The 20189-nt window shown below is 39.1% G+C and carries 30 protein-coding genes and 1 pseudogene; 26 read left to right on the top strand and 5 right to left on the bottom strand.

Going from position 1 to position 20189, the window contains the following annotated elements; translation table 11 throughout:
* Nucleotides 1-268: 268 nt before the first annotated feature.
* The gene (locus tag CWS20_RS17335; protein WP_066190573.1) at nucleotides 269-1228 is read left to right on the top strand and encodes a tyrosine-type recombinase/integrase; all 960 of its coding nucleotides are present in this window, start codon (nucleotides 269-271) and stop codon (nucleotides 1226-1228) included.
* Nucleotides 1229-1241: 13 nt separating this feature from the next.
* On the opposite strand, the gene CWS20_RS17330 is transcribed toward CWS20_RS17335, so the two are convergent.
* On the bottom strand, nucleotides 1242-1502 hold the full coding sequence (locus CWS20_RS17330) for a helix-turn-helix domain-containing protein (RefSeq protein WP_142385398.1): 261 nt from the start codon (nucleotides 1500-1502) through the stop codon (nucleotides 1242-1244).
* A 226-nt stretch (nucleotides 1503-1728) separates the two neighbouring features.
* Between CWS20_RS17330 and CWS20_RS17325 the strand changes: the two genes are divergently transcribed.
* The 19 genes and pseudogenes from CWS20_RS17325 to CWS20_RS28755 all read left to right on the top strand — a co-directional run.
* On the top strand, nucleotides 1729-2019 hold the full coding sequence (locus CWS20_RS17325) for a hypothetical protein (protein WP_066190575.1): 291 nt from the start codon (nucleotides 1729-1731) through the stop codon (nucleotides 2017-2019).
* A complete protein-coding gene (locus CWS20_RS17320) occupies nucleotides 2020-2265 on the top strand; it encodes a hypothetical protein (RefSeq protein WP_066190577.1) in 246 nt (81 codons plus the stop codon).
* Between the two features lies 1 nt (nucleotide 2266).
* Complete coding sequence (locus CWS20_RS17315; protein WP_066190579.1) at nucleotides 2267-2503, top strand: hypothetical protein; 237 nt, start codon at nucleotides 2267-2269, stop codon at nucleotides 2501-2503.
* A gap of 1027 nt (nucleotides 2504-3530) precedes the next feature.
* Entirely contained in the window at nucleotides 3531-4403 is an 873-nt protein-coding gene (locus CWS20_RS17310; RefSeq protein WP_066190582.1) for a ParB/RepB/Spo0J family partition protein, read from the top strand.
* Nucleotides 4404-4633: 230 nt separating this feature from the next.
* Entirely contained in the window at nucleotides 4634-5842 is a 1209-nt protein-coding gene (locus CWS20_RS17305; protein WP_066190584.1) for a DEAD/DEAH box helicase family protein, read from the top strand.
* A gap of 47 nt (nucleotides 5843-5889) precedes the next feature.
* Nucleotides 5890-6636 (top strand): hypothetical protein, encoded by a 747-nt coding sequence (locus CWS20_RS17300; protein ID WP_066190586.1) that lies wholly within the window; start codon nucleotides 5890-5892, stop codon nucleotides 6634-6636.
* Between the two features lie 38 nt (nucleotides 6637-6674).
* Nucleotides 6675-6893, top strand: a complete 219-nt coding sequence (locus tag CWS20_RS17295) for a helix-turn-helix domain-containing protein (protein ID WP_066190589.1) — start codon at nucleotides 6675-6677, stop codon at nucleotides 6891-6893.
* 55 nt (nucleotides 6894-6948) lie between these two features.
* The gene (locus tag CWS20_RS17290) at nucleotides 6949-7251 is read left to right on the top strand and encodes a hypothetical protein (protein WP_066190591.1); all 303 of its coding nucleotides are present in this window, start codon (nucleotides 6949-6951) and stop codon (nucleotides 7249-7251) included.
* A gap of 12 nt (nucleotides 7252-7263) precedes the next feature.
* Nucleotides 7264-7824: an HNH endonuclease gene (locus CWS20_RS17285; protein WP_066190593.1), complete on the top strand. Its 561-nt coding sequence runs from the start codon at nucleotides 7264-7266 to the stop codon at nucleotides 7822-7824.
* Complete coding sequence (locus CWS20_RS17280) at nucleotides 7821-8048, top strand: hypothetical protein (RefSeq protein WP_066190595.1); 228 nt, start codon at nucleotides 7821-7823, stop codon at nucleotides 8046-8048. Before CWS20_RS17285 ends, CWS20_RS17280 begins: the two co-directional genes overlap by 4 nt.
* A 273-nt stretch (nucleotides 8049-8321) precedes the next feature.
* Nucleotides 8322-8513, top strand: coding sequence for a hypothetical protein (locus tag CWS20_RS17275; protein WP_066190598.1), 192 nt, complete (start codon nucleotides 8322-8324; stop codon nucleotides 8511-8513).
* On the top strand, nucleotides 8513-9283 hold the full coding sequence (locus tag CWS20_RS17270; RefSeq protein ID WP_066190601.1) for a hypothetical protein: 771 nt from the start codon (nucleotides 8513-8515) through the stop codon (nucleotides 9281-9283). Before CWS20_RS17275 ends, CWS20_RS17270 begins: the two co-directional genes overlap by 1 nt.
* A 54-nt stretch (nucleotides 9284-9337) precedes the next feature.
* Entirely contained in the window at nucleotides 9338-10006 is a 669-nt protein-coding gene (locus CWS20_RS17265; RefSeq protein ID WP_142385397.1) for a hypothetical protein, read from the top strand.
* On the top strand, nucleotides 10003-10563 hold the full coding sequence (locus CWS20_RS17260; protein WP_066190606.1) for an Ntn hydrolase family protein: 561 nt from the start codon (nucleotides 10003-10005) through the stop codon (nucleotides 10561-10563). The genes CWS20_RS17265 and CWS20_RS17260 overlap by 4 nt, the downstream gene beginning before the upstream one ends.
* Before the next feature lie 45 nt (nucleotides 10564-10608).
* Complete coding sequence (locus CWS20_RS17255; protein ID WP_142385396.1) at nucleotides 10609-11043, top strand: hypothetical protein; 435 nt, start codon at nucleotides 10609-10611, stop codon at nucleotides 11041-11043.
* Between the two features lie 33 nt (nucleotides 11044-11076).
* A complete protein-coding gene (locus tag CWS20_RS17250; protein WP_066190612.1) occupies nucleotides 11077-11349 on the top strand; it encodes a hypothetical protein in 273 nt (90 codons plus the stop codon).
* 84 nt (nucleotides 11350-11433) lie between these two features.
* A complete protein-coding gene (locus CWS20_RS17245) occupies nucleotides 11434-11943 on the top strand; it encodes a hypothetical protein (RefSeq protein ID WP_142385395.1) in 510 nt (169 codons plus the stop codon).
* Nucleotides 11943-12377 carry a phBC6A51 family helix-turn-helix protein gene (locus CWS20_RS17240; RefSeq protein ID WP_066190616.1) on the top strand — a complete coding sequence of 145 codons (435 nt, stop codon included), beginning with the start codon at nucleotides 11943-11945 and terminating at the stop codon, nucleotides 12375-12377. The genes CWS20_RS17245 and CWS20_RS17240 overlap by 1 nt, the downstream gene beginning before the upstream one ends.
* Nucleotides 12378-12634: 257 nt before the next feature.
* Nucleotides 12635-12730: pseudogene (locus CWS20_RS28755) on the top strand (iron-sulfur cluster assembly accessory protein); the annotation flags it as partial.
* Between the two features lie 109 nt (nucleotides 12731-12839).
* Here CWS20_RS28755 and CWS20_RS17230 read toward each other — a convergent pair.
* Nucleotides 12840-13832: an NAD(P)/FAD-dependent oxidoreductase gene (locus tag CWS20_RS17230; protein ID WP_101226353.1), complete on the bottom strand. Its 993-nt coding sequence runs from the start codon at nucleotides 13830-13832 to the stop codon at nucleotides 12840-12842.
* 451 nt (nucleotides 13833-14283) lie between these two features.
* On the opposite strand from CWS20_RS17230, the gene CWS20_RS17225 reads away from it, so the two are divergent.
* The 6 genes from CWS20_RS17225 to CWS20_RS28345 all read left to right on the top strand — a co-directional run bounded on the left by CWS20_RS17225 (nucleotide 14284) and on the right by CWS20_RS28345 (nucleotide 17811).
* Nucleotides 14284-15501: an NAD(P)/FAD-dependent oxidoreductase gene (locus CWS20_RS17225; RefSeq protein WP_066190620.1), complete on the top strand. Its 1218-nt coding sequence runs from the start codon at nucleotides 14284-14286 to the stop codon at nucleotides 15499-15501.
* Between the two features lie 97 nt (nucleotides 15502-15598).
* Nucleotides 15599-16090: an NUDIX domain-containing protein gene (locus tag CWS20_RS17220; protein ID WP_066190623.1), complete on the top strand. Its 492-nt coding sequence runs from the start codon at nucleotides 15599-15601 to the stop codon at nucleotides 16088-16090.
* A 164-nt stretch (nucleotides 16091-16254) separates the two neighbouring features.
* Entirely contained in the window at nucleotides 16255-16380 is a 126-nt protein-coding gene (locus CWS20_RS28090) for a YuiA family protein (protein ID WP_158237014.1), read from the top strand.
* Between the two features lie 147 nt (nucleotides 16381-16527).
* On the top strand, nucleotides 16528-16851 hold the full coding sequence (locus CWS20_RS17215; RefSeq protein WP_066190625.1) for a YuiB family protein: 324 nt from the start codon (nucleotides 16528-16530) through the stop codon (nucleotides 16849-16851).
* A gap of 134 nt (nucleotides 16852-16985) precedes the next feature.
* Nucleotides 16986-17690 (top strand): stationary phase survival protein SpsC, encoded by a 705-nt coding sequence (gene spsC / locus CWS20_RS17210; protein WP_066190630.1) that lies wholly within the window; start codon nucleotides 16986-16988, stop codon nucleotides 17688-17690.
* On the top strand, nucleotides 17653-17811 hold the full coding sequence (locus CWS20_RS28345; RefSeq protein ID WP_162299518.1) for a hypothetical protein: 159 nt from the start codon (nucleotides 17653-17655) through the stop codon (nucleotides 17809-17811). Before spsC ends, CWS20_RS28345 begins: the two co-directional genes overlap by 38 nt.
* 424 nt (nucleotides 17812-18235) lie before the next feature.
* Here CWS20_RS28345 and CWS20_RS17205 read toward each other — a convergent pair whose 3' ends face one another.
* From CWS20_RS17205 to CWS20_RS17195, 3 genes are all read right to left on the bottom strand, one after another.
* Nucleotides 18236-18595 (bottom strand): hypothetical protein, encoded by a 360-nt coding sequence (locus CWS20_RS17205; protein ID WP_066190631.1) that lies wholly within the window; start codon nucleotides 18593-18595, stop codon nucleotides 18236-18238.
* Nucleotides 18596-18750: 155 nt separating this feature from the next.
* On the bottom strand, nucleotides 18751-19551 hold the full coding sequence (locus CWS20_RS17200) for a cobalamin-binding protein (protein WP_066190632.1): 801 nt from the start codon (nucleotides 19549-19551) through the stop codon (nucleotides 18751-18753).
* 18 nt (nucleotides 19552-19569) lie between these two features.
* Nucleotides 19570-20049, bottom strand: a complete 480-nt coding sequence (locus CWS20_RS17195; protein ID WP_066190635.1) for a divergent PAP2 family protein — start codon at nucleotides 20047-20049, stop codon at nucleotides 19570-19572.
* Between the last annotated feature and the right edge of the window lie 140 nt (nucleotides 20050-20189).

The raw sequence follows: 20189 nt of genomic DNA, 5'->3' as shown, positions 1-20189 counted from the left end.
AATTATCGGATATTCTCTAACCATGAAAAGGACCGGGCTATGCCCGGTTTTTCTTAATTTTACCAAACTCCGACAGAACCTCATTTGATTTTCTCCTAATCCGAAAAATGAAAACATTTCAGATCACTCCTTAACGACAAATTGACGCGTTAACAGACGTGTAATAGACGAAGAAAAGACGATGGAAAACCTTGTGGCTGTAAGTACCATGACGGTTTTTGTTATCCGTTTCATATGATATCATAACCGTTAAAAAGGAGGGTTTAATATGACAAGGAAAAAAGATATTTATACTATTACAGAAGATTTAAACGAGCTTAAAGACAATATTTTTAGAAAATTACCTGAAACAATTATTGAAGCTTTATCTATGGTAATTAAGCAAATGGAGATTAGTGGTAATAGACCGCGGACAATTAGAGATTACGAGTTGCATGTTTCTAACTTTATTAAGGAAACAGGTGTCCGAAAAGTGCAAGATATTGATGTATCTTCTATATATTATTGGTTATCGAAAATGAATGTAAGTAATCAAACCCGATTAACAAGGTTGAAGTGTTTAAAAGCATTCTTATCAAGGTGCCTCGATAATGGGTGGATAGAAAATAACTTCTGGAAATTAATCAAAGTTAAAGTGGACAGCAAGATAAAGGAGGGAACTACTGATGAGGATATTAATCAGTTGTTATCAAAATTAGATTTTAAAGACTACATACAATTGAGGGATGGAACAGCTGCACTACTAATGTACCGTACAGGTATAAGATTAAACACTCTTTCTTTACTACAAGTAAAACATATTGATTTCGATATAAATATGCTAAAATTGGATGGATCAATAATGAAGAATCACGAACAATTACTGCTTCCATTTGATGAAGTTTTACATAGATTATTAAAGGCGCTAATTAGGCAAAACGAGAAAATAATACACAACAATAATAAGGAAAATTCATTTGTATTTATCACGAGGAACGCTAATTCAATAAGTGACAATAAAACCAATAACATAATTCCAAAGAGATTGAAAAGTTACTCTGAAAAATTCGGTATAAGTAATATTCGACCGCATGATTTACGGCGTGGTTTCGCGAAAAATTTATATAATAAAGGTGCTAGTGTCGCTTTAATTTCCAGGGCGCTAGGTCATAGTAATATCTCCGTTACAACAAGTTATTTACACTTAGACAAAGAAGAGGTAGCGCGAGATTTACGAAAACACCTATAAAAAGAGCCTCCGACTATTCGGGGGCTTTTACTTCCTTAAAGTCTATGAGATTGTCAATGTCAGCGATATTTAATACACTAGCGATTTCTTCTATTAGTTCTTTATTAATTGATTTGCGTTGATTGTTATATAATTCACTGATTGCCGCGGTTCTAACTCGCTTTTCTATACCTCGTTTTTCCCTATCCTCATCAATAAGCCTAGCTAAATCCAGTTGCGTCATACCTCTATCTTTCAATACCTTGTCCAATTTTATTTGCAATTTAACTCTCAATAGTAAGCTCCTCCCTTCAATACTACTTGTATTATAAGATAAAAATAAAAATTTCGCAATTTCGTAATTTATTTGTTGACATTACTAAATAACGTAATTATACTAAGGGTATAAATTACTAAATAACGTAATTATGGAGGCGTTGGAATGGGGATCGTAGTAGCTTACTTGTGGTTTTTGTGGGCAGGAATTATCGCAGCATCTTTTATTGGGTGGGTGATGTCGAGTGACTAAACTTAATTTAATCCGTTTTATCGATTCTAGCAACGATGGCTTCGAGCCAATGACAGAGCCGACTATTTTATTTGCGGACGATGTAACCGCAGAGCATGGAGGTTACGAAGGGCTGACGTTCCGCGTCGCCGAGCAGCCGATTGAAAACGAAATTGATTTAGCCAAGTGTCGAATATTCCGGGTATCAATCGAGCATGCGGTGACGGCGGAAGAGCTTAACTGGCTGGCAGGCGCAAGCTTTATCGACGTGATACGTAAATATGCATCGCTAGGAGGGTTTTAAGTGTTGAAGCAAGTAAAGGTCGAATTTATTAGCGAAGGTTGGTCGCCGCCGGGCGAAATATATCATGAAAACGGCATTGTTTTCGATAATGACATAGTTCTTGCGGTCGACGATATTGGTGGCGTCAGTATTTATAATCTAGTTGAAATGAAAGGCGACGATGTGGCGATTGTTGCTGACTATGAATCGTTGGAATGCGATCGAGACTTATTAATAAATCTAATTTTAAATAACGGAGGAATTTAAAATGACGAAGGTAACTGTGCGATATATTTTTGAAGGTGTTACGAGCGAAGCGGACAACGAAAGCGGAATATTATTCCCGAACGGCAAAGTATTCGTGGCAGGCAACGGAGAGCTTGGCTTGTATGAGGCGCAATTAACGGACGAGCAAGGCGTAGTATTGGTCGATTTAGATAAAGCGGGCGATGAGTACATGCGCGAGGACCCGTCGGTGCTTATAGACTTAATGGCTGCGGTCTAAAGTTACGGAAAGGTGATCCGTTAAGTCGATGCATCGGTGGCAAGGGTGCATCGGCAAGCGGACATAATCGACACGCGACCTGGCACGGAGCTTATTATATCGGCAAATATAGTACGTTGTGTGCTGGGTCGTCACAAGTTGTCGGCCTATTTTCGTTTTAATGGAAAAGCGACACATGTGGCGTATTTATCAACACTTTACACAGATGAATGATGTTCCGTTGTGACTTTATTTGGACACTGCGAAGGCAATATGACGGACGCGCCTAGCTTTTTTTCGATTATATTGCTTGAAATTAAATAACAAACGTATCACCTTTTGAGTATCGAAAAGTTCCACTATCCGAAAGTCATCCGTTATTTAAAGCGAAGGTTGCGCGAAATTAACTTTTCAATTGTACCTTACATATGAAGGAGAAAATTGTCCAGTTTGCGATAGTCAGACGTTATATAAAATATAGGGTTCACGATATTAAGTTTTTTTTCTGAAAAGTGTTTGAAAACGATTTATCAAATGTACCACCTTTATGAAGGAGATTTCGAGTTATTTCATGTAAGAAATTAATCGTTACGGAATCTTATCTTATAGAAGGAAAAATATTTATCAAAACTTAGGTAAGAAATTAGTTATATTTTCGTTATTTTCAATAAGGAGGTAATTATTTTAATTTTTATTGGGCGAAATTAAGTTTTTTTGCATTGTATTCTATGTACGGCAAAAAACTTTTGTAAAACATGTCAGAAATTAAGTGAAAAGCCATTAAGTCTTATATAGACAAAAATGCGCTGAACTATTGGCTAAGGCGTCATACTAAGTGGGGGTGAAGAGATTGTCCGAAGTTAGTGGCTCATGCGTCCTATGAATTGTACTTATAAATTCGTCCGAAAAGGAAAAGTTGCGCCTATATTATACTGTAGACGAAAAGTTGCGCGGTTTTATAAGTCATCTCCTATTATAGAGTGAAGGTTGTGCGAAATGGAAATGAGCAGGGTACTATTTTATGAACAAACTTTTTGGAGGTGTCCCAATGGTACAGCAGATTAAAGTTGACCAAATTAAAGTAAAGCATTACCAGGTCTGGCCAGATATGAATAAAGAAGCGTTTAAAAGTTTAGTAGAAGATATTAAATCGAAAGAAATGATAATTTATCCACTGTTACTTGACGAGAATTTAACCGTTTTAGATGGGCATCAAAGACTGAAAGCTGCGAAATTACTAGATTTCGATGAGGTAGCTTGTCTCATAACGATTCCTATGTCAGAAGAGGAGAAGCTTGAGGTTGCACATACATCTAACGCAACCGCTAGAACTATATCTACAGCAGATAAAAAGAAACGAGCGAGGGAGCTTCGAGCGGAACAACGGTCCTATCGTCAGATTGCAGAATGGGTCGGCGTCAGCAAGTCGTCTGTTGAACGTTGGTTAAAAGGTGTCCCAAGCGGGACAGGTAATCGCGTAAAAGGTTCGGACGGAAAGGAGTATCCTGCTAAGAAACCAAAGCGACATAAGGAAAGCAGCCCGATAGATTCTGAGAAAGAATTGCGGACAGAAGTATCTGCCTTAGAGACGGAAATTGCTACGCTGAAAGGAAAGCTACAAGAAGCGTCTGCTGATAATAAGCGAAAGGATGACGAAATAAATCGCTTAACCAGGGCGTTAAATACGGAGAAGCTGGCCAATTCGTTCTTTAGGGGAGGCGATAACGGTATGGGAATTTTTGCTTCGATGGTAGGGTTAGACGAAACTGCGTCGCTAAGTGAGATAGATCGAGCGTTTAGGAAAGCTAGGGCAAAAGCGCATCCTGACAGCGGAGGGAATGAGTGGGTATCGCAAAGATATAACGTTGGTTACGATTTATTCAAACGGCTATACATCAAAAACCGAAAAGCAACAGGCTAACGCCTGCACTCACTAACGTTCGTGCTGTTATGTATATTGTCGCGAAAGGTTTTAATTAAAAGCACAGCGACATGTAGTGAAACGAAATGGCGCAAGGGTTTAAATACTATGCTCTTTTATATTTAAGGGAGAGGTGCTGTAAACCGCGGTATATCAACGTTTCTGAGAAATTTTGCGACGGAAATGTCGCAGAATCCGTACGGGCTTGAAAAAATAGGAGGCGATTATTAATGACGGAAATCACAGTAATTGACGCAGTTATGGGTTCGGGCAAAACGCAATGGGCGATTCAGCATATGAATAAGACGAACGCGGTCGAAAATTTTATCTATATCACGCCGTTTCTCTCGGAAGTAGAACGGATTAAAAAAAGCGTTGTTGAAAGGAAATTCGTTGAGCCGACGATTTATAACGGTACGTCAAAGTTGGAGGATTTGAAAAGGTTAATCGCAAATAATCGAGATATTGTAAGCACGCACGCATTATTTTCGCGAGCTGACGAGGAAGTTGTGGAACTGTTGGAACAATCGGGCTATACACTGATATTAGACGAAGTGATGGACGTTGTTGAAAGTGTTTCGATTAAGACGACGGATATCAATCGACTGAAAGTGAATGGAGATATAGTGATAAACGAAGAGACAATGCGGGTTGATTGGACGGGTGATTCGGAAGATGCGGGGCGTTATAGGGATATTCGAGAGTTAGCGCAGGCGGGCAATCTTTATCTATTTCGCGGGTCGTTTATGGTATGGGCCTTTCCGCCAGGTGTGTTTAAGGCGTTTCCAAAGGCAATTGTACTGACGTACCTATTCAAGTGCCAGATGCAGCGTTATTACTTTGATATGTTTGGATTTAAGTATGATTACAGAAGCGTAGAAAAGGTCGGTGACGTATATGAACTATGTGTGCATGACGTGACAAAGGAAAAGCGTGAAGAATTGTATTCACTGATCGAAGTTTACGATGGGAAAATGAATGAAGTAGGACGCGGGAAATATGCACTTAGTCAAGCGAAGCTAAAAAAATACGATGATAGTACATTGAGGCAAATTAAGAATAATACTGCAAACTTTTTCAGACGGTATGCCAATAACGCTAAGAAAGATGATGTCTATATCTCTACACTGAAGGAGGTAGAACCCTTGATAGCGCCAAGAGGATTTAAAAAATCATTCATACCGCATAATACCAGAGCCACAAACGAGTATGCAGATCGTCGAGCGGTTGCGTATTTAATGAATAGGTTCATGAATAAAGACAAGGCGGCTTTCTTTCAAGACAACCATATTTCTGTTAACGAGGACCTATACGCGCTCAGTGAATTAGTTCAGTGGTTATGGCGTTCTAGGATTAGAAACGGGCAATCAATCCATGCCTATATTCCGGCTGAGCGTATGCGGGGATTATTAAATGCTTGGGCTAAATACGAAATTTAATAGCTGTCCCGTTCAGGACAAGTAGAAAAACAAAGGAGAAGATATTATTGAAAAGAGCCAATTCACCGTTATACGACTTAAGAATGGAGTACGAGAGAGCGAATCAAATAGACGTAGAGGCATTAAATCGCGATGTTAATAGTTACCTAGAAAAGGAGCCTGCTCCATCAACAACAAAACTTGCTTTACTCGGCGGCATCTATTTCATGGTGGGCGAGAATATTGAACGAGAAGCCATTAAACAAAGGACGCGCGCAGAATGGGCGGAGCTAGAACGCCAGTATGTTCATAAATCGTCGTTTACTTTGCCGGACCTGGTCGATAATTTATTAACACGTTTGGAACGCGGTAAAATAACTCGCGAACAGTATTCAGCCGAGCGAAAGAAATTCAAACCGTGTGAGCATCGATTTTGCCTTGACTATTTTATTCCACGTCGCAAGGATCAGAAGTTTTGCTCGAATGATTGCAGAAAACGCGAACATGAATCATTAGCGAATTTTAAGAAAGCTGGCACATATTTACCGCCGAGTGCTTACAGCGAAGCTAGACAAGCAGAAAAAGACGACGCTTATTTTAAGCATGAACGTTTATTCGAGCCAAAAACATTGCTGGAAATAGGAGCGAAAGCAGAGACTTATAAAGGTTATCGCGATAGGGAAACGGAAGAGAGAAGAAGTCGTGCAAGTTCAATAGAAAAAGAAGCCAAATTATACGAAAAAGTAGTAGGGATATGCCGTGAAAGCGTCCAAGAAACCACGTTAAATATAGGTATGGGCAAGGAAGCCCGTTAATTTTTGCCCAAATAGTAAATAAAAAGGAGGTTTTAATAGTGGATGCTAAAAAAGCGAAAGCAATTAGGTATTATCTCGGTGAATCGCAAGAAGAATTTGCGGGTAGGCTTGGAGTTTCGACCTCGACTGTCTGTGCTATTGAGAAAGGGACGCGAGGTATTTCGGATTTAATGCGTGCTAAACTTGCCAAAATTGAAATGGGATTTACCGATGAATTTTACCATTTTTATAATCAATTCTTGAAAAACTCCATATGATATCCATTTTATTTTATCGTCAATAACATTATAAGTTTAATAAGGAGGATTGTCAATGTATTTGAAACAAAAAATCGAACGTATTGATCCGGCAGTCTTTGCGGCCGAGACAATATTCACGGATTTGGATGGGAATGTGATTGTAAGGAGTCGAACATACGAACGATGCAATTCGATTTACGCTGCCTATAAGTCGTTAGTATTCGCATTGTGTGACGTAGAAGATTGCGAAGTTGAGTTTACAACTAACCATCGCCAATTAAATCGAGAGCTTTTCGAAGAGAAAAATAAAAACACTACCCTTGCAAATATGCTTGATGATGTGTTGGCGAAAAATAACATTAAATTAATTCAATAGGGGGAACTATTAATGACGATTGTAATTGATAATGAGCCGAAAAGAATGTGTTTTAAATGTGAGCAAGTAAAGCTAAATACTGATTTTTACCGGGATGGGCGCCCTTACTGCAAAGATTGTGAGCGCACGGATGCAGCAAAAAGGATGCGGGAATATGGTCGGACCATTCGGGGAAAGGCTAGCCAGGCACTTCAAACAAGCCATAAGACTATTAAACAACAAGGTTATAAGGTTTTTGATGACTTAACCGTTGAGCAGATTATTGAAGTTTTCGAGTTTTTTGACGGCGTGTGCGCATATTGCGAGACCAAGTTAGATCAATCACGGCTATCTATGGATCATATCATTCCATTAAGTAAGGGCGGTGCAAATACGCAGTCGAATATCGTTGTCGCTTGTCAGAGTTGTAACAAACGCAAGCATGACAAGGAAATCAGAGCACGATTTAATAAAGATAAACACGAAGAAATCCATCGATACAGTAAGTTTGTTAGCGGTGATGAAATGTTGGTGCGTGAATTGGAAGAAGTAGTTTTAAAGATAATTGCAGAAAAAGAGGAGGTATCCGAATGAACAGCGACCAACGAGAGCGAAATCTGCCAACCTATTATGATGATTGGTATACACCATTTGTGCAATACTTCATCAACAATACGGAAGGCTTCGAGCATTTAATCAGACCGCGCAAACAATGGCGTATGCCTAAAGGAGTGGTTAATTATCGGAGGAAGAGTATTTTACGTAACGACTATCAAAACGGACGGGGCAACCGGAGTAGGCATCGCCGAGCGTCTTGATGATGATACTGTTTATATTGCGAGTCTATACTACGATGAGAAACTTTCGCGAACGGCAACGTTTAATGCCTGGAATCGGCATATAGCGAACCGACTTGAGCCAGGCGACAAAGCGATGGTATTTACGAATGATATCAGTGCGAAATCTGAACGACGACTTAGATGGCCGAGGAATGAGTCGATAGTCATTCGCGACAAGGGAAGGCTTCACGAGTCAAAGTGCTTGGCGAAAGATGCATTGCAACGAAAATCAACTATAACGGAGGAATTGAAATGAACTACGAAAAATTACACGTACAAACGCTCGCGGGCATGTCGGTGGACGCGCTAAAGAATCATTATGCGGAAGTTAAGACGCAATATATGCAACGAGACGGACGCGATACACGCACGCAAGCTTATTTATCGCAAGTTGATACGTGGATTCAGAAATCGGAATCAGTACAAGAAGGAGGCAATCAATAATGGCGGGATTTTTAGCGAAAGCACAGGCATTTTTAAGAAAGAAATCGGAAACCAAGCAAGCGTATCTGGACCGTGAGCATGAGTTACGCACTAAAATGACGGAATTAGAGGCACAAAAGTCGAACATAACCGCAAACTACGACCCTACCAAGCCTTATGACGCAAAAGCTATCGATAAAATCGACGAAAAAATCGAAGTTGCCAGCAAAGAGTTAGCGTTATTGACGACAAACTTACCGAAAATTAGCGACTATGACCTGGACGAATTAACGTCTCATCTAGTTGAAGCACGCACGGAAGCAGAAAAAGCGCTAAATAAGAAAGCGCAGGACGCGGAAAAAGTTCGTGACGATATCTTGGCGGCAAAGCAGACGTATTTACAGAAGCTCGCGGACTATCAACGCATACAGACTGATGCAGAATCCGTTAAATATGAGGTTAAGGAGATGCTAGCCGAGCTGACTACGCCTGTTAAAAAGGAAATTGAAAAGCTGCGCAGTCAGTTGATCGAGGTCGATTACCAATTATACGAGAAAGCTAGTGCCGGATCAGGGCAAGGATTGCGGACGGATCAAGTGGAAATCGACCTACTAGAAAAGCGAAAAGGCGAGCTAGGACGCAGGATTGCGAAGCTAGAGTCGCATATCGGCGATATCGGCTCAAAGGTTCCAGATTTAAGGCAGTATACAGACGGAAATATGCAAAATATCTATTATATTCACGACAAAGAGCAGTTTGACGCAGCGGAAAAAGGAATAACCAAATCATAAGGTGCCCTTCGGGGCGTCTTTTTAAATTTTAGGAGGGATTAAATGGTTTATTACATGTATTCGCGCGCAACAAAAGGTGGAGGCGCACTCGTTAAGACCACAAAAGGCGGCGGAGCTACAACGGCAACAAGTTCGGCAGGGGGCGGCGTAAGCACGTCAACAGCAAGTGGCGGTGGTAGTTCACAGACGTCTAGTTCAGGCGGGGGCACGCAGTCGACAACAAGTACACGAAACTTTGCACAACTGAATTTATTGAGCGGTATTCCGGAAGGTTTGAGTAGCGCTCATGTTCATGAGGTCCAGATACCAGGTGATCGATTCAATCATAGTCATGACATTAGTATAGCGAGTCATACACACACGGTAAATATTCCATCACACACGCACAATTTTAATGTACCGAACCACAGCCATGACGTATCTATCCCGAATCATCATCACGAAATCGAACTACCGGATCATAGTCATGACATAGATCATGGGATTTATAAATTAGACCGATTACCTACTGCGGTAAAAATTAAGGTTGATGGAAATGTTATACCGCATACTGCAACTAGTGGGGAAAACATTGACTTGGTTCCTTATTTAGCTAAGGACAGTGAGAACAAAATACTGAGAGGATGGCATACGGTAGAAATATTGCCGAATGATTTGGGCAGAATTGCAGCGCAGTTAAATGTCCAGTTCTTTCTACAATCGAGGGGGAAATATACATTATGAGTCTGGTTATAACTATCGCGACACAGGATTACGCAATTATCGCCGGTGACCACCGATGCACTCATATTCGTGATGATAATGTCTATTACGATGCAGCCTTAAAGGTGTTTAACGTCAATCAGAATGTAATTGTCGGGTTTACTGGCGACGTTGACGCGACAATGCAGCTTGTTAATCAGTTGCCGGCTCTTTCCTCGAACGCTACGGTTGAACAAATCGCACGAGAGTTGCGTGTCTTGGTTCTGGATGATACCTATCTAACGATAGTGTTATCGGGTGTAGCTAAAGACGGCCGCGTTCGTCTTATTGAAATGAGTCATCGTGATAACTTTACGCAACATATAACGGACATTCCTGACGGGGAGATTCGCTGGCTATCGAGTTATGCTTACGTCAATCCTAACGACATGATCGCGGAAGAGTTTTCGAAGTTACCGGAAGGAAGTCCGCAAGAAGTGGCGGAAATGATTAAAGGTATTATCGAAAAGGTGTCCGTTGAAGATATACGCGTAAGTAAAGAATGTACATTACTAGGAATTGTTAACAAAACTATGTAAATTCGTATTGCCTTCATGGTATAATTTAAGTAAAAAAGGTGATGGATGATGCGGAAATTAACTATGTTGGCGCTACTTTTACTATTAACTGCTTGCGCAAATGAGTCTACGGAAGATGATAAAAGCAAAGAAGTCAAAGCAAGCGCTGACGTAGTTACCGCAAAGGCTGAAGATGTGCCGTGGGAAAAGTATACAGCACAAGAGGTATACGATTTAGTTGAAGGTGGTAAAGAAGTCTATTCGCTAGAATATGCGGAACCATTGGAGGAAGAGTTTTTCCGTCTTTATGAAGCAGGAGAGCTAACATCCGAATGGGGCAACTATTTGTATGTATTTGGCGCTGAGTTGACGTCAAAGCATCCGGAAAAAGAAGAGTATTTAAAATTGATAGCAAACGCAGGAGTTAGTGTGAAAAACGAAAATTATGACGAAGCGAAGAGTAAAATGGAACATGCAGAAGCTTTGAGAGATTCTAATTAATGCGTTACTTTAACTTTCGATGGAGTGTGTACAATGCGAATTAGACCGAAAAAGACAAATAACGTTGCAATTCCAGTTAATATTTATAAAGGAGAAGCGCTTATCCGAGAATGCAATAGTATCCAAGAAGCTGCGCATTTCTTTAAGGAAGAGACTAATGCGAAAAAGAAAAATTGGTCAGCTATTAACCGTGGTATTTGGGAAGGCGAGTCGTATTCAATTAATGGAGCAACATATCATTTTATGACTGACGAAGTATTAGTGCAAGAAAAATCAAATAAATATACAAAACATGACGCCAAATAAGGCGTCTTTTTTGATGCGTCAAGGAGGAAAAATATGAGCAATCATCAAGCGACCATGGCGGAATTAACCGCAAGGATAGAACAGATGCGCCGGGAACGGATAGCAGCCGGCAAGCCAGCCGATCCGCCCGAGCCATTCTTGCCATATGCTGCCGCAATAGTGCTCGCGGAGAATATACCGGATTATCTGCCATACATTGTTAAATATACGCAAATATTAAACGAGACAGACGAAGTGCACCCGATTGATACTTCGAAGCTAGACCGTTACTTTGATGGGCTGAAACTTATTGGCCAAACAGCGGGAACTGGCGGGCGTGAGGCTAAACTATGGGCGATATTTACGGGCAGAGCACTTGCCTTAATAATTCGCTTAAACAACGACACATATGACGGCACGGTCGAAAAGGCAGTCCGCCAGCTTCATCAGTTTATTAGATTAATCAAAATGGGCAAGAAGCCGTCAATAGAGCACGGCGTCAACCATTCGACTGAAATAGATGATTTAAAAGCAGAATGCGAACGCTACAGGTCCGACGAATCGTTAATGGATAAGTGGCGCGAACGTTACGCGGAAATTGAGGGGGATTTATAATGATTACACTTGGAGAAATTAAATCGCAACTAACACCGGAACAAATGAAGGCGGCGCAGGCACTAGTAGACAACGAGTTTGCCGGCAAAAGTAAACGAAGCTATGAGGAAATAGCGGAAGGGCTTGGGGTTACGGTGCGCACGCTCTATACTTGGCGTCAAGACAGATACTTTACGCTTTATCAGACTTATTTAGCGGATCATGCGCTTGATAACTTCATGCCGACGGCTGTCGCAAAGCTTAAGGAGTCGATAGAAGGACGTTCTAGCAACGGCATTCCGTCGATGAAGGCGCTAGAGCTATACTTCAAGTTGTCCGGTCGCCTAGTCGATAAGAAGGAAATTGTTAAATCGGAAGAGCCGACGTCAAGAGTACGTGTGACGCGCGAAGATATTAGCCGTGAGCTGGCTGAATTGGATAAGCTGCTGAATTAATGAGAGGTCGCCTTCGGGCGGTCGATACATAACGCTTGTGAACGCGATTCTGACGCAGTTAACTTTTGATTCGTGAATAATGACGCATTCGATGCAAATATCGCTTGTGTTATCGGAAAACTTTGGGTAATATTGAGTTAACGTAATCCATCGCTATGATTGAGCGATATTATTAATCTGAAAGAACAATAACAATCGTCGAATACGGCATTAAACGTTGATATTATCACGTTTAATCTACCGTTTAACTGAACGAGGGATTCACCATCGACAATCCGAATGCGATCGCCAATTGCGGCTGCGGCTCTTCTTTTAGAACAGCAACAAAGGTTGGAACGCCTGAAGAGTGCTAAATAAATGCTTGATTAATTTAAAAATCAATTGCCATTAAGGTAATTGATTTTTGCTTTTTTACAGCATCTGTTCAAAAAAAGCCCTCGGAACCATCCAAGGACTTTTAAATTAAAACATTGAAGTACTATGTTTAGGCTGAACTCTTGCTTTCGGATCGATATATGTTTTTGCATGGCTGACAGCAACAGGAGCCTCACCGAAGCCGCAGGCAATTAATTTAACTTTGCCATCATACGTACAAATATCTCCAGCTGCATATACACCTTCAATATTTGTTTCCATCTTTTGATTTACGACGATTGAATTTTTTTCGATTTCAAATCCCCAATCTTTAATTGGGCCAAGGGAAGAGACAAATCCATAGTTTACAATTACTGCATCAACATCGAAAACTTCTTTCTCCTCTTCGCCTACTTTTTCTAAGATAACTTGATTAATTCCGTTCTCATCACCGACTAACTCAGAAGGAATATATGGTGTTTTAACATCCACTCTAGAATTGTGCAGGTTTTCGACACTATGTTCATGGGCGCGGAATTTATCTCTACGATGAACAATCGTTACTTTTTCAGCGATTGGCTCAAGCATTAATGCCCAGTCTACGGCAGAATCTCCGCCACCAAATACAACAACTTTTTTACCGGCAAAATGGTTTAAGTCATCGATAAAGTAATGAAGGTTTTTACCTTCATACTGCCTGGCGCTTTCAAGCTCTAGGCGGCGAGGTTGAAATGCGCCATTTCCAGCTGTAATAATGACTGATTTAGAATAATGAACCTCTTTGTCTGTGGAAATTTTAAAGGTGCCGTCCGCTTGCTTCTCAAGTGTTTCTACAGATTGCTCCAAAGAAATTGTTGGGTCAAACTTCGCCATTTGTTCCTTTAGATTATCGATCAATTCTTGTGCGCGAATTTTTGGGAACCCAGCTACATCATAAATATATTTCTCTGGATAAAGCGCTGAAAGTTGTCCGCCAAGCTGTGGTAAACTTTCTATTATATTAACAGAGGCTTGTCTCATTCCGCCGTAAAAAGCTGTGAATAAGCCTGTAGGGCCCCCTCCGATAATCGTTATATCATAGATTTTCTGCTCTGTGCTCACACTATATCCCCCCGAGTAAATTAAGATTGTTTTTATAATTTTACCATAAATGAATGAAGTTCTGTAATATTTGCAGTTGCTATTACAGCTGCAACACTGAATTTTTTTAATCCTTTAAATAATTAAAGGGAAAAAGTGGAGAAAAGTCCATGTTTTTTTCCAATTGACTTATTTATGTAAGCGTTACCGAAAGGCGCAGTTTTAGTAAATTGAACATAGATATATGGAAAATATCTTAAAATTCTCAAAGTAAGATTTTAGCTTGAAAATAGTGTCGAAAAGGAATAATATGAAGTAGGAGATATAATATTAATTTTTTGTGACATTTTTCGAACATTTTTTTGAACTTCTTAGTGAATAAAATCACAAACTTCTGTTTTCATATAATATGATGGAATGGAAGAGAATAAGAAGAACTATAAAATAATTTTTAAAGGTGGAAGTGATACACTTGAGAAAGCCAAAGATCGTTATTTTAGGTGCAGGTTACGGTGGATTAATGACAGCAACGCGCTTGCAAAAAGCTGTCGGTGCCAATGATGCAGAGATTATTTTAGTAAATAAAAATGATTACCATTATGAAACTACATGGCTTCATGAAGCTTCAGCTGGTACATTACATCATGACCGTGTACGTTATGATATTAGCAAGGTTATCGACAACAGCAAAATCGAGTTCGTTAAAGGTACAGCTGTTGAGATTAAGACAGAAGAGAAAAAAGTTCTCCTTGAAAAAGGCGAATTAGAATATGACTATTTAGTTGTTTCACTTGGCGGAGAGTCAGAAACGTTCGGAATTAAAGGATTAAAAGAATACGCTTTCTCAATCTCAAACGTGAATTCAGCACGTCAAATTCGCGAGCATATTGAATATCAATTTGCTACTTATAACACTGAGAAAGAAAAAGACGATACTCGCCTTACAATTGTTGTTGGCGGAGCTGGCTTTACAGGTATTGAATTCCTTGGCGAACTTGGAAATCGCATCCCTGAGCTTTGCAAAGAGTATGATGTTGACTTTGAAAAAGTTAAAGTGATCTGTGTTGAAGCAGCGCCAATGGTTCTTCCAGGATTTGATCCAGAACTAGTGGAATATGCAGTTGCTCACCTAGAGAAGAAGGGGGTTCAATTCCGTATTGGTACGGCAATTAAAGAAGGAACTCCTGACGGCATCATTGTTGCTAAAGGCGAAAACGATGTAGAAGAAATTAAAGCTGGTACAGTTGTTTGGGCAGCTGGTATTCGCGGCAATGCAATCATTGAAAAATCTGGATTTGAAGCAATGCGCGGCCGTGTAAAAGTTGATGCAAACTTAAGAGCACCAGGTCATGATAATATCTTTATCATTGGAGACAGCTCTCTAGTGATTAATGAGGAGATCGACCGTCCATACCCACCTACTGCTCAAATTGCAATGCAGCAAGGTGAAGTTGTTGCGCGCAATTTAGCAGCATTACTCCATAATAAAGAGCTTGAAACATTTAAGTATGACAACAAAGGTACTGTATGCTCTTTAGGTGATGACGATGCAATTGGTGTTGCTTTCGGCAAAAAATTGGTCGGCACTAAAGCTTCATTTATGAAGAAAATGATCGACAACCGTGCGCTATATATGATTGGCGGGGCTTCTCTAGTAGCGAAAAAAGGTAAATTTAACGTATTAAAATAAGTTGTACTTTGATATAAAAAACAACGAAGGAGCAGACTGTCAATGGTTTGCTCCTTTTTTATATTTTGCTATGAAAAATCTATATTGGAGGATAAACATGAGCGGGAAAAATAAACGAGGGAATGTATGGCTAGGGGTCACAGGTCTACTTATTAATGCAGAACAAGAATGGCTTGTTGTGAAAAAACGATATGGTGGCTTAAAAGGAAAATGGTCTCTCCCAGCAGGTTTTGTGAATGCTGGAGAAACGGTAGATGAAGCAATCGTGAGGGAAATGAAAGAGGAAACAGGAATTAATTGTAAAGTAAAAGGCCTTATCGGTTTAAGAACAGGCGTCATACAATCAGAAATAAGTGACAATATGTTGATCTTTCTTATGGAAGCGACCGAAAAACAGATAATTAAGATTCAAGAAGATGAATTATTTGATGTTCAATTTTTGGATCCAATGGAATTAATTAGAAGTGAAGATTCATCCATCATGATCAAATATATTCTCGAAAAGACTGATGCAGAGGTAAAAGCAGCGATTCATGGAATTAACCCTGGCGATCAGTTTGGGTATACAAGCTATAAACTATTTTTATAATGTTCTGATATTTTAAGATATATGAAGATAAATCAAGCAATATATACTTGTATACGTTTACATAAGCAGTTTTTACTCGTTTTTAAACCTTTTCATTTTTCTTATTTTTCTGTATCATTTAGTTATTATCAGAAAATTCAATTATTCCAAGGGAGATGAACAACATGACAGTAAAAAATTATGAATCAAAAGTATGCATCTATTGCTCAGGTAAAGGATATTTTCAACTAATCCTTGGTGGATCTGAAACATGCGCCTGCTGCGGCGGTTCCGGAAAAACGAAAGAATAGAACTTAATGAAACCTTCGCTAATGATAGCGGAGGTTTTTTATGTTTTTCTTATTCTATTAATTAGGTGAATAATCATTCTTTTTATTGACTCGCAAATGTACATTCAGTACACTAAATATTGATGTGCAAAGGGAGGACAAGCTTTTATGCAAATGACTATTTTCGTATTGCCAATTTCCATGCTTCTCTTTTTCGTGTTATTTTTCGGAATTGGATTTATATTGAATATGCTTTTAAGAATGTCGTGGATTATGGCAGTTATTTATCCAATAGTTACGATTAGAATTATTGATAAAGTTCGTTTTATTGAATATTTTACTGATACTAAAGCAGCTTTTTCGAGCCTTTGGACTGAAATTACCAGCCTTGCAGTGGCGGATGTGCTCATTTTAAGCAGCGGAATGGCCGGAGCAATTGTAGCAGGAATTGTGATAAGATTGCTTCGTAAACGTGGATATCAAATGTTTTAAAGTAGAGCTCTGCAAAAGGCAGGGTTTTTCTTTTTTTGCTTGAAATAGAACGTATGTTTGTTTATTCTCTTATAAAATATGAATATTTCTCAGCAATATGGGAAATGACTATTGTTGGGAGGAGTGATTTTTTAATGATTTTAATAAAAAAATGGGCAAAAAGGGCAATGATGTCGGTGTTCTTTATTGCAGCCTTATTAACAACCTTTCATTCTATTTCTGGTGTTGAAGCAAAACAATTTGCAGAATATGTTAATGAAGATTTATCGTTAAAAGCAAATAAGGAAGAAGATTGGTTTACCTTCAATCACGCATTAAAAACAGTTGGAGTAGCTTTTAAACAATTAAGAGAAGCTGTGAGTTCAGAATCAAAAATCTCTTCAAGCACGGCGGTTGTTGAAGAAATCCCGTCATTGGAAGATTCTGTAGACTGGACTCAATATTCAGCGAAGGAAGTTGTAGCAACTGGATATACTGCTTATTTTGAATCGACAGGGAAAAATCCAGACCATCCTGAATTCGGCATTACTTATTCAGGCGTAAAAGTTAAAAGGGACTTATATTCTACAATAGCAGCTGATTTAAATGTTTTTCCAATAGGGACGATTTTATTTATTCCAGACTATGGATATGGTGTGGTCGCTGATAAAGGCGGTGCAATTAAAGGGAATAAATTGGATCTCTATTACGAAACAGTCGATGATGTTTATAATCTATGGGGTAAGAAGACATTGGATGTGTATATTATCTCGATGGGCGACGGCACTTTAACAGAAGACCAATTAACCGAATTGAATGAAAATGAATCGATGCAAGTTTTCAGGCAGCAATACAATTAATGCGGATGGAAAAGGACCGGAATCAAAAACACTATTTATGCTGGCAACTGATGAAAAGGCGTTATGGTTAAGTGTGGAAAGAAACGATCCGATGGAGCATTTTCAGCGGGCAATCCTTTAGGGACATGCTCATGGAAGTGCTTTTTTCTTTTGTTAATAATCCGTCTGATATATAAACTAACCATTAATCTCTTGTGCAGTGTATAACCTTTAGATAATGATGTAAGCTAATATTAAAAGGTACTTCATTTTCTGTTCAACTAAGTGAAGCTGATTCAATTTAGTTAATCTTTATTTCAAAAATAAATGCTTAGTCTCGTCAGGGAACCGTTAGGCTAAAAAAGCGTTTAGGAAAATGTTGATAGAGTATTAGCACTTTAATACTAAGTGCTTGTAGCTATACATATGTTTAGAAGCTGTTAAAATATCTATTCGGTACAATAACCATCAACATTTCACAAAAGAAATTAAAAACCTGAGTTCCTATAAATCATGGAATCAGGCTATTTTAGTATTGCGCTTTTATTCGTGCAAACTTGACAGGGCTATTTAAGTCCAATATTTTCTGTATAGCTCGTTTCTGCTAAAAAATCTTGAATCCTCTCTAAATATTCAGGGCTATGAGGATAGTGTTCGTAGACGTTACGATCGGTATCGAATTCGTATAAAGATTCAATTTGTTCATTATTAAGGTCATATATAAGTTCGATGTATTTACCCTCAGAATAAACAATTATTCCAACATCTTCCCTTTTTAACCCATCATTATTCATTAGTTTTTTATTTTCTAAAACCAAAACTTCCTCAATAGCAGTTTCGTATTTTTGGTTCACTTCATTTCTATTTTGACATCCAGACATTACTAAAATAATAGATAATAACATCATAAATTTTATTCTCCTCATTGACACTCCCCCTTTTGGCACGTTCAATAAATCCCTTGTCTCCAATAGAAAAAACACCTTCAATTCATATGGTGTAGCATTCCCTGAATCTAAAGGTGTTTTTATTTGTTTCTCTAGTCGGCTTCTACATAGAGGCGCCTCTATTGATTTAAGCTTTATCCCTTTTGAAAACTTAACTGAGCATAATATTCAGGATGAAGAATTTTTGCTAATTTAATTGCTCCCTCCATTAAGCGTGGGGAAGGGCGGCAATATAATTCCTCTTCCAGTACATGCACATTGTTCCTTTTAATCGCATCCATATTCATCCAGCCTGGTCTTTTATACAAGATATTCGGGTTTACCTTTTTTCTTCTGACACCTACCCATGCTAAGCAAATATAATCTGGATTTCTATTTAATATATCATCCCAATCAGTTTGAATATTAGCCTTTTCCTCCTTGTGAAAAATATTCGTTCCACCAGCTAATTCACTAATTTCAGTTAACCAATTTGTCCCTCCAGGTGTAAATACAGGTTTGGGCCACCATTCCCAATAAATTGTTGGCCGGTTGGCAATATCTTTAGAGATGTTTTTCATTGCTTCAATTTCGCTTAGGTAGGTATGAACAATTTCCTCGCCGACTTCTGGTATATTTACAGCTTTAGCGACAGTATATAAATCCTCGGCAATATCTTCGAGGCTTTGTGGATTAAGTGTGATAAACGGGATATTTCTTTCTTTTAGGGAGTCAATATTTTTTTCCATGCCAGGGACGCTTAGTGATGCTAATACTAAATCAGGTTTAACATTCTCGAGCTTATCCATATCTATCGATAAATCTGGACCAAGCCTTGGCAGGGCATTAACCGCTTCTGGCCAATCAGAGTAATCATCGACGCCAACTAGCATATGTGTTAGTCCGAGATAGGCGATCAATTCCGTATTGCTGGGACAAAGTGATGCAATTCTCATTGCTAAACTTCCCCTCTCTTATAAGGATAAAAAATAGTAAATCACTAAAGTTAATAGGACACCAGTAAGTCCGCCAAAAAAGACCTCGACTGGTTTATGACCTAATAATTCCTTCAATTCTTTTCTCTTCTCCTGCTCAGGTTTCTTTGGCCACGATTTGGCTTCATCAACAAACTTATTAAAGTCTGTAACAAGCTGATTGAGAACGATCGCCTGTTCACCTGCTTGTCTGCGCACACCTGTAGCATCAAACATTGTTATAATGGCAAACATAGCTGAAATAGCAAAAGCTACTGAATCAACGCCGCTCTCAATCGCTACCCCTGTAGATAAGGCAGTTACTGCAGCTGAATGGGAACTTGGCATTCCTCCTGTGCTCGTCAATAAGGACCAATCCAATTTTCTTGTAGCAATAAAGGTAATCGGTACTTTAACAAATTGAGCGAAAAGGATGGCTGCAATTGCTGACCAAAGCGGGAAATTTTGAAATAATTCCATATTAATAACCACCTTACACTAGTATAAAAATTTTTTACCCGTTCATGTAACTTTTACACTCCTCTAGTAACTAAATGACAAGAAGGAGTGCAATGAGAGGGGATTTTAAGGGGCAGTATGTATATTATTATTAGGGTAGC

The sequence above is a fragment of the Cytobacillus horneckiae genome (assembly GCF_002835735.1).
Lineage (GTDB): Bacteria > Bacillota > Bacilli > Bacillales > Cytobacillaceae > Cytobacillus > Cytobacillus horneckiae.
Note: the sequence above shows the minus strand (reverse complement) of the source record. Positions and strands in the feature narration are given on the sequence as shown.

Coding starts and splice junctions, on each gene's coding strand:
- CWS20_RS17335 (WP_066190573.1), top strand. CDS start 269: ATGACAAGGAAAAAAGATATTTATACTATTACAGAAGATTTAAACGAG.
- CWS20_RS17315 (WP_066190579.1), top strand. CDS start 2,267: ATGACGAAGGTAACTGTGCGATATATTTTTGAAGGTGTTACGAGCGAA.
- CWS20_RS17310 (WP_066190582.1), top strand. CDS start 3,531: ATGGTACAGCAGATTAAAGTTGACCAAATTAAAGTAAAGCATTACCAG.
- CWS20_RS17305 (WP_066190584.1), top strand. CDS start 4,634: ATGACGGAAATCACAGTAATTGACGCAGTTATGGGTTCGGGCAAAACG.
- CWS20_RS17290 (WP_066190591.1), top strand. CDS start 6,949: ATGTATTTGAAACAAAAAATCGAACGTATTGATCCGGCAGTCTTTGCG.
- CWS20_RS17285 (WP_066190593.1), top strand. CDS start 7,264: ATGACGATTGTAATTGATAATGAGCCGAAAAGAATGTGTTTTAAATGT.
- CWS20_RS17280 (WP_066190595.1), top strand. CDS start 7,821: ATGAACAGCGACCAACGAGAGCGAAATCTGCCAACCTATTATGATGAT.
- CWS20_RS17275 (WP_066190598.1), top strand. CDS start 8,322: ATGAACTACGAAAAATTACACGTACAAACGCTCGCGGGCATGTCGGTG.
- CWS20_RS17270 (WP_066190601.1), top strand. CDS start 8,513: ATGGCGGGATTTTTAGCGAAAGCACAGGCATTTTTAAGAAAGAAATCG.
- CWS20_RS17265 (WP_142385397.1), top strand. CDS start 9,338: ATGTATTCGCGCGCAACAAAAGGTGGAGGCGCACTCGTTAAGACCACA.
- CWS20_RS17260 (WP_066190606.1), top strand. CDS start 10,003: ATGAGTCTGGTTATAACTATCGCGACACAGGATTACGCAATTATCGCC.
- CWS20_RS17255 (WP_142385396.1), top strand. CDS start 10,609: ATGATGCGGAAATTAACTATGTTGGCGCTACTTTTACTATTAACTGCT.
- CWS20_RS17250 (WP_066190612.1), top strand. CDS start 11,077: ATGCGAATTAGACCGAAAAAGACAAATAACGTTGCAATTCCAGTTAAT.
- CWS20_RS17245 (WP_142385395.1), top strand. CDS start 11,434: ATGCGCCGGGAACGGATAGCAGCCGGCAAGCCAGCCGATCCGCCCGAG.
- CWS20_RS17240 (WP_066190616.1), top strand. CDS start 11,943: ATGATTACACTTGGAGAAATTAAATCGCAACTAACACCGGAACAAATG.
- CWS20_RS17220 (WP_066190623.1), top strand. CDS start 15,599: ATGAGCGGGAAAAATAAACGAGGGAATGTATGGCTAGGGGTCACAGGT.
- CWS20_RS28090 (WP_158237014.1), top strand. CDS start 16,255: ATGACAGTAAAAAATTATGAATCAAAAGTATGCATCTATTGCTCAGGT.
- CWS20_RS17215 (WP_066190625.1), top strand. CDS start 16,528: ATGCAAATGACTATTTTCGTATTGCCAATTTCCATGCTTCTCTTTTTC.
- spsC (WP_066190630.1), top strand. CDS start 16,986: ATGATTTTAATAAAAAAATGGGCAAAAAGGGCAATGATGTCGGTGTTC.
- CWS20_RS28345 (WP_162299518.1), top strand. CDS start 17,653: ATGAATCGATGCAAGTTTTCAGGCAGCAATACAATTAATGCGGATGGA.
- CWS20_RS17205 (WP_066190631.1), bottom strand. CDS start 18,595: ATGAGGAGAATAAAATTTATGATGTTATTATCTATTATTTTAGTAATG.
- CWS20_RS17200 (WP_066190632.1), bottom strand. CDS start 19,551: ATGAGAATTGCATCACTTTGTCCCAGCAATACGGAATTGATCGCCTAT.
- CWS20_RS17195 (WP_066190635.1), bottom strand. CDS start 20,049: ATGGAATTATTTCAAAATTTCCCGCTTTGGTCAGCAATTGCAGCCATC.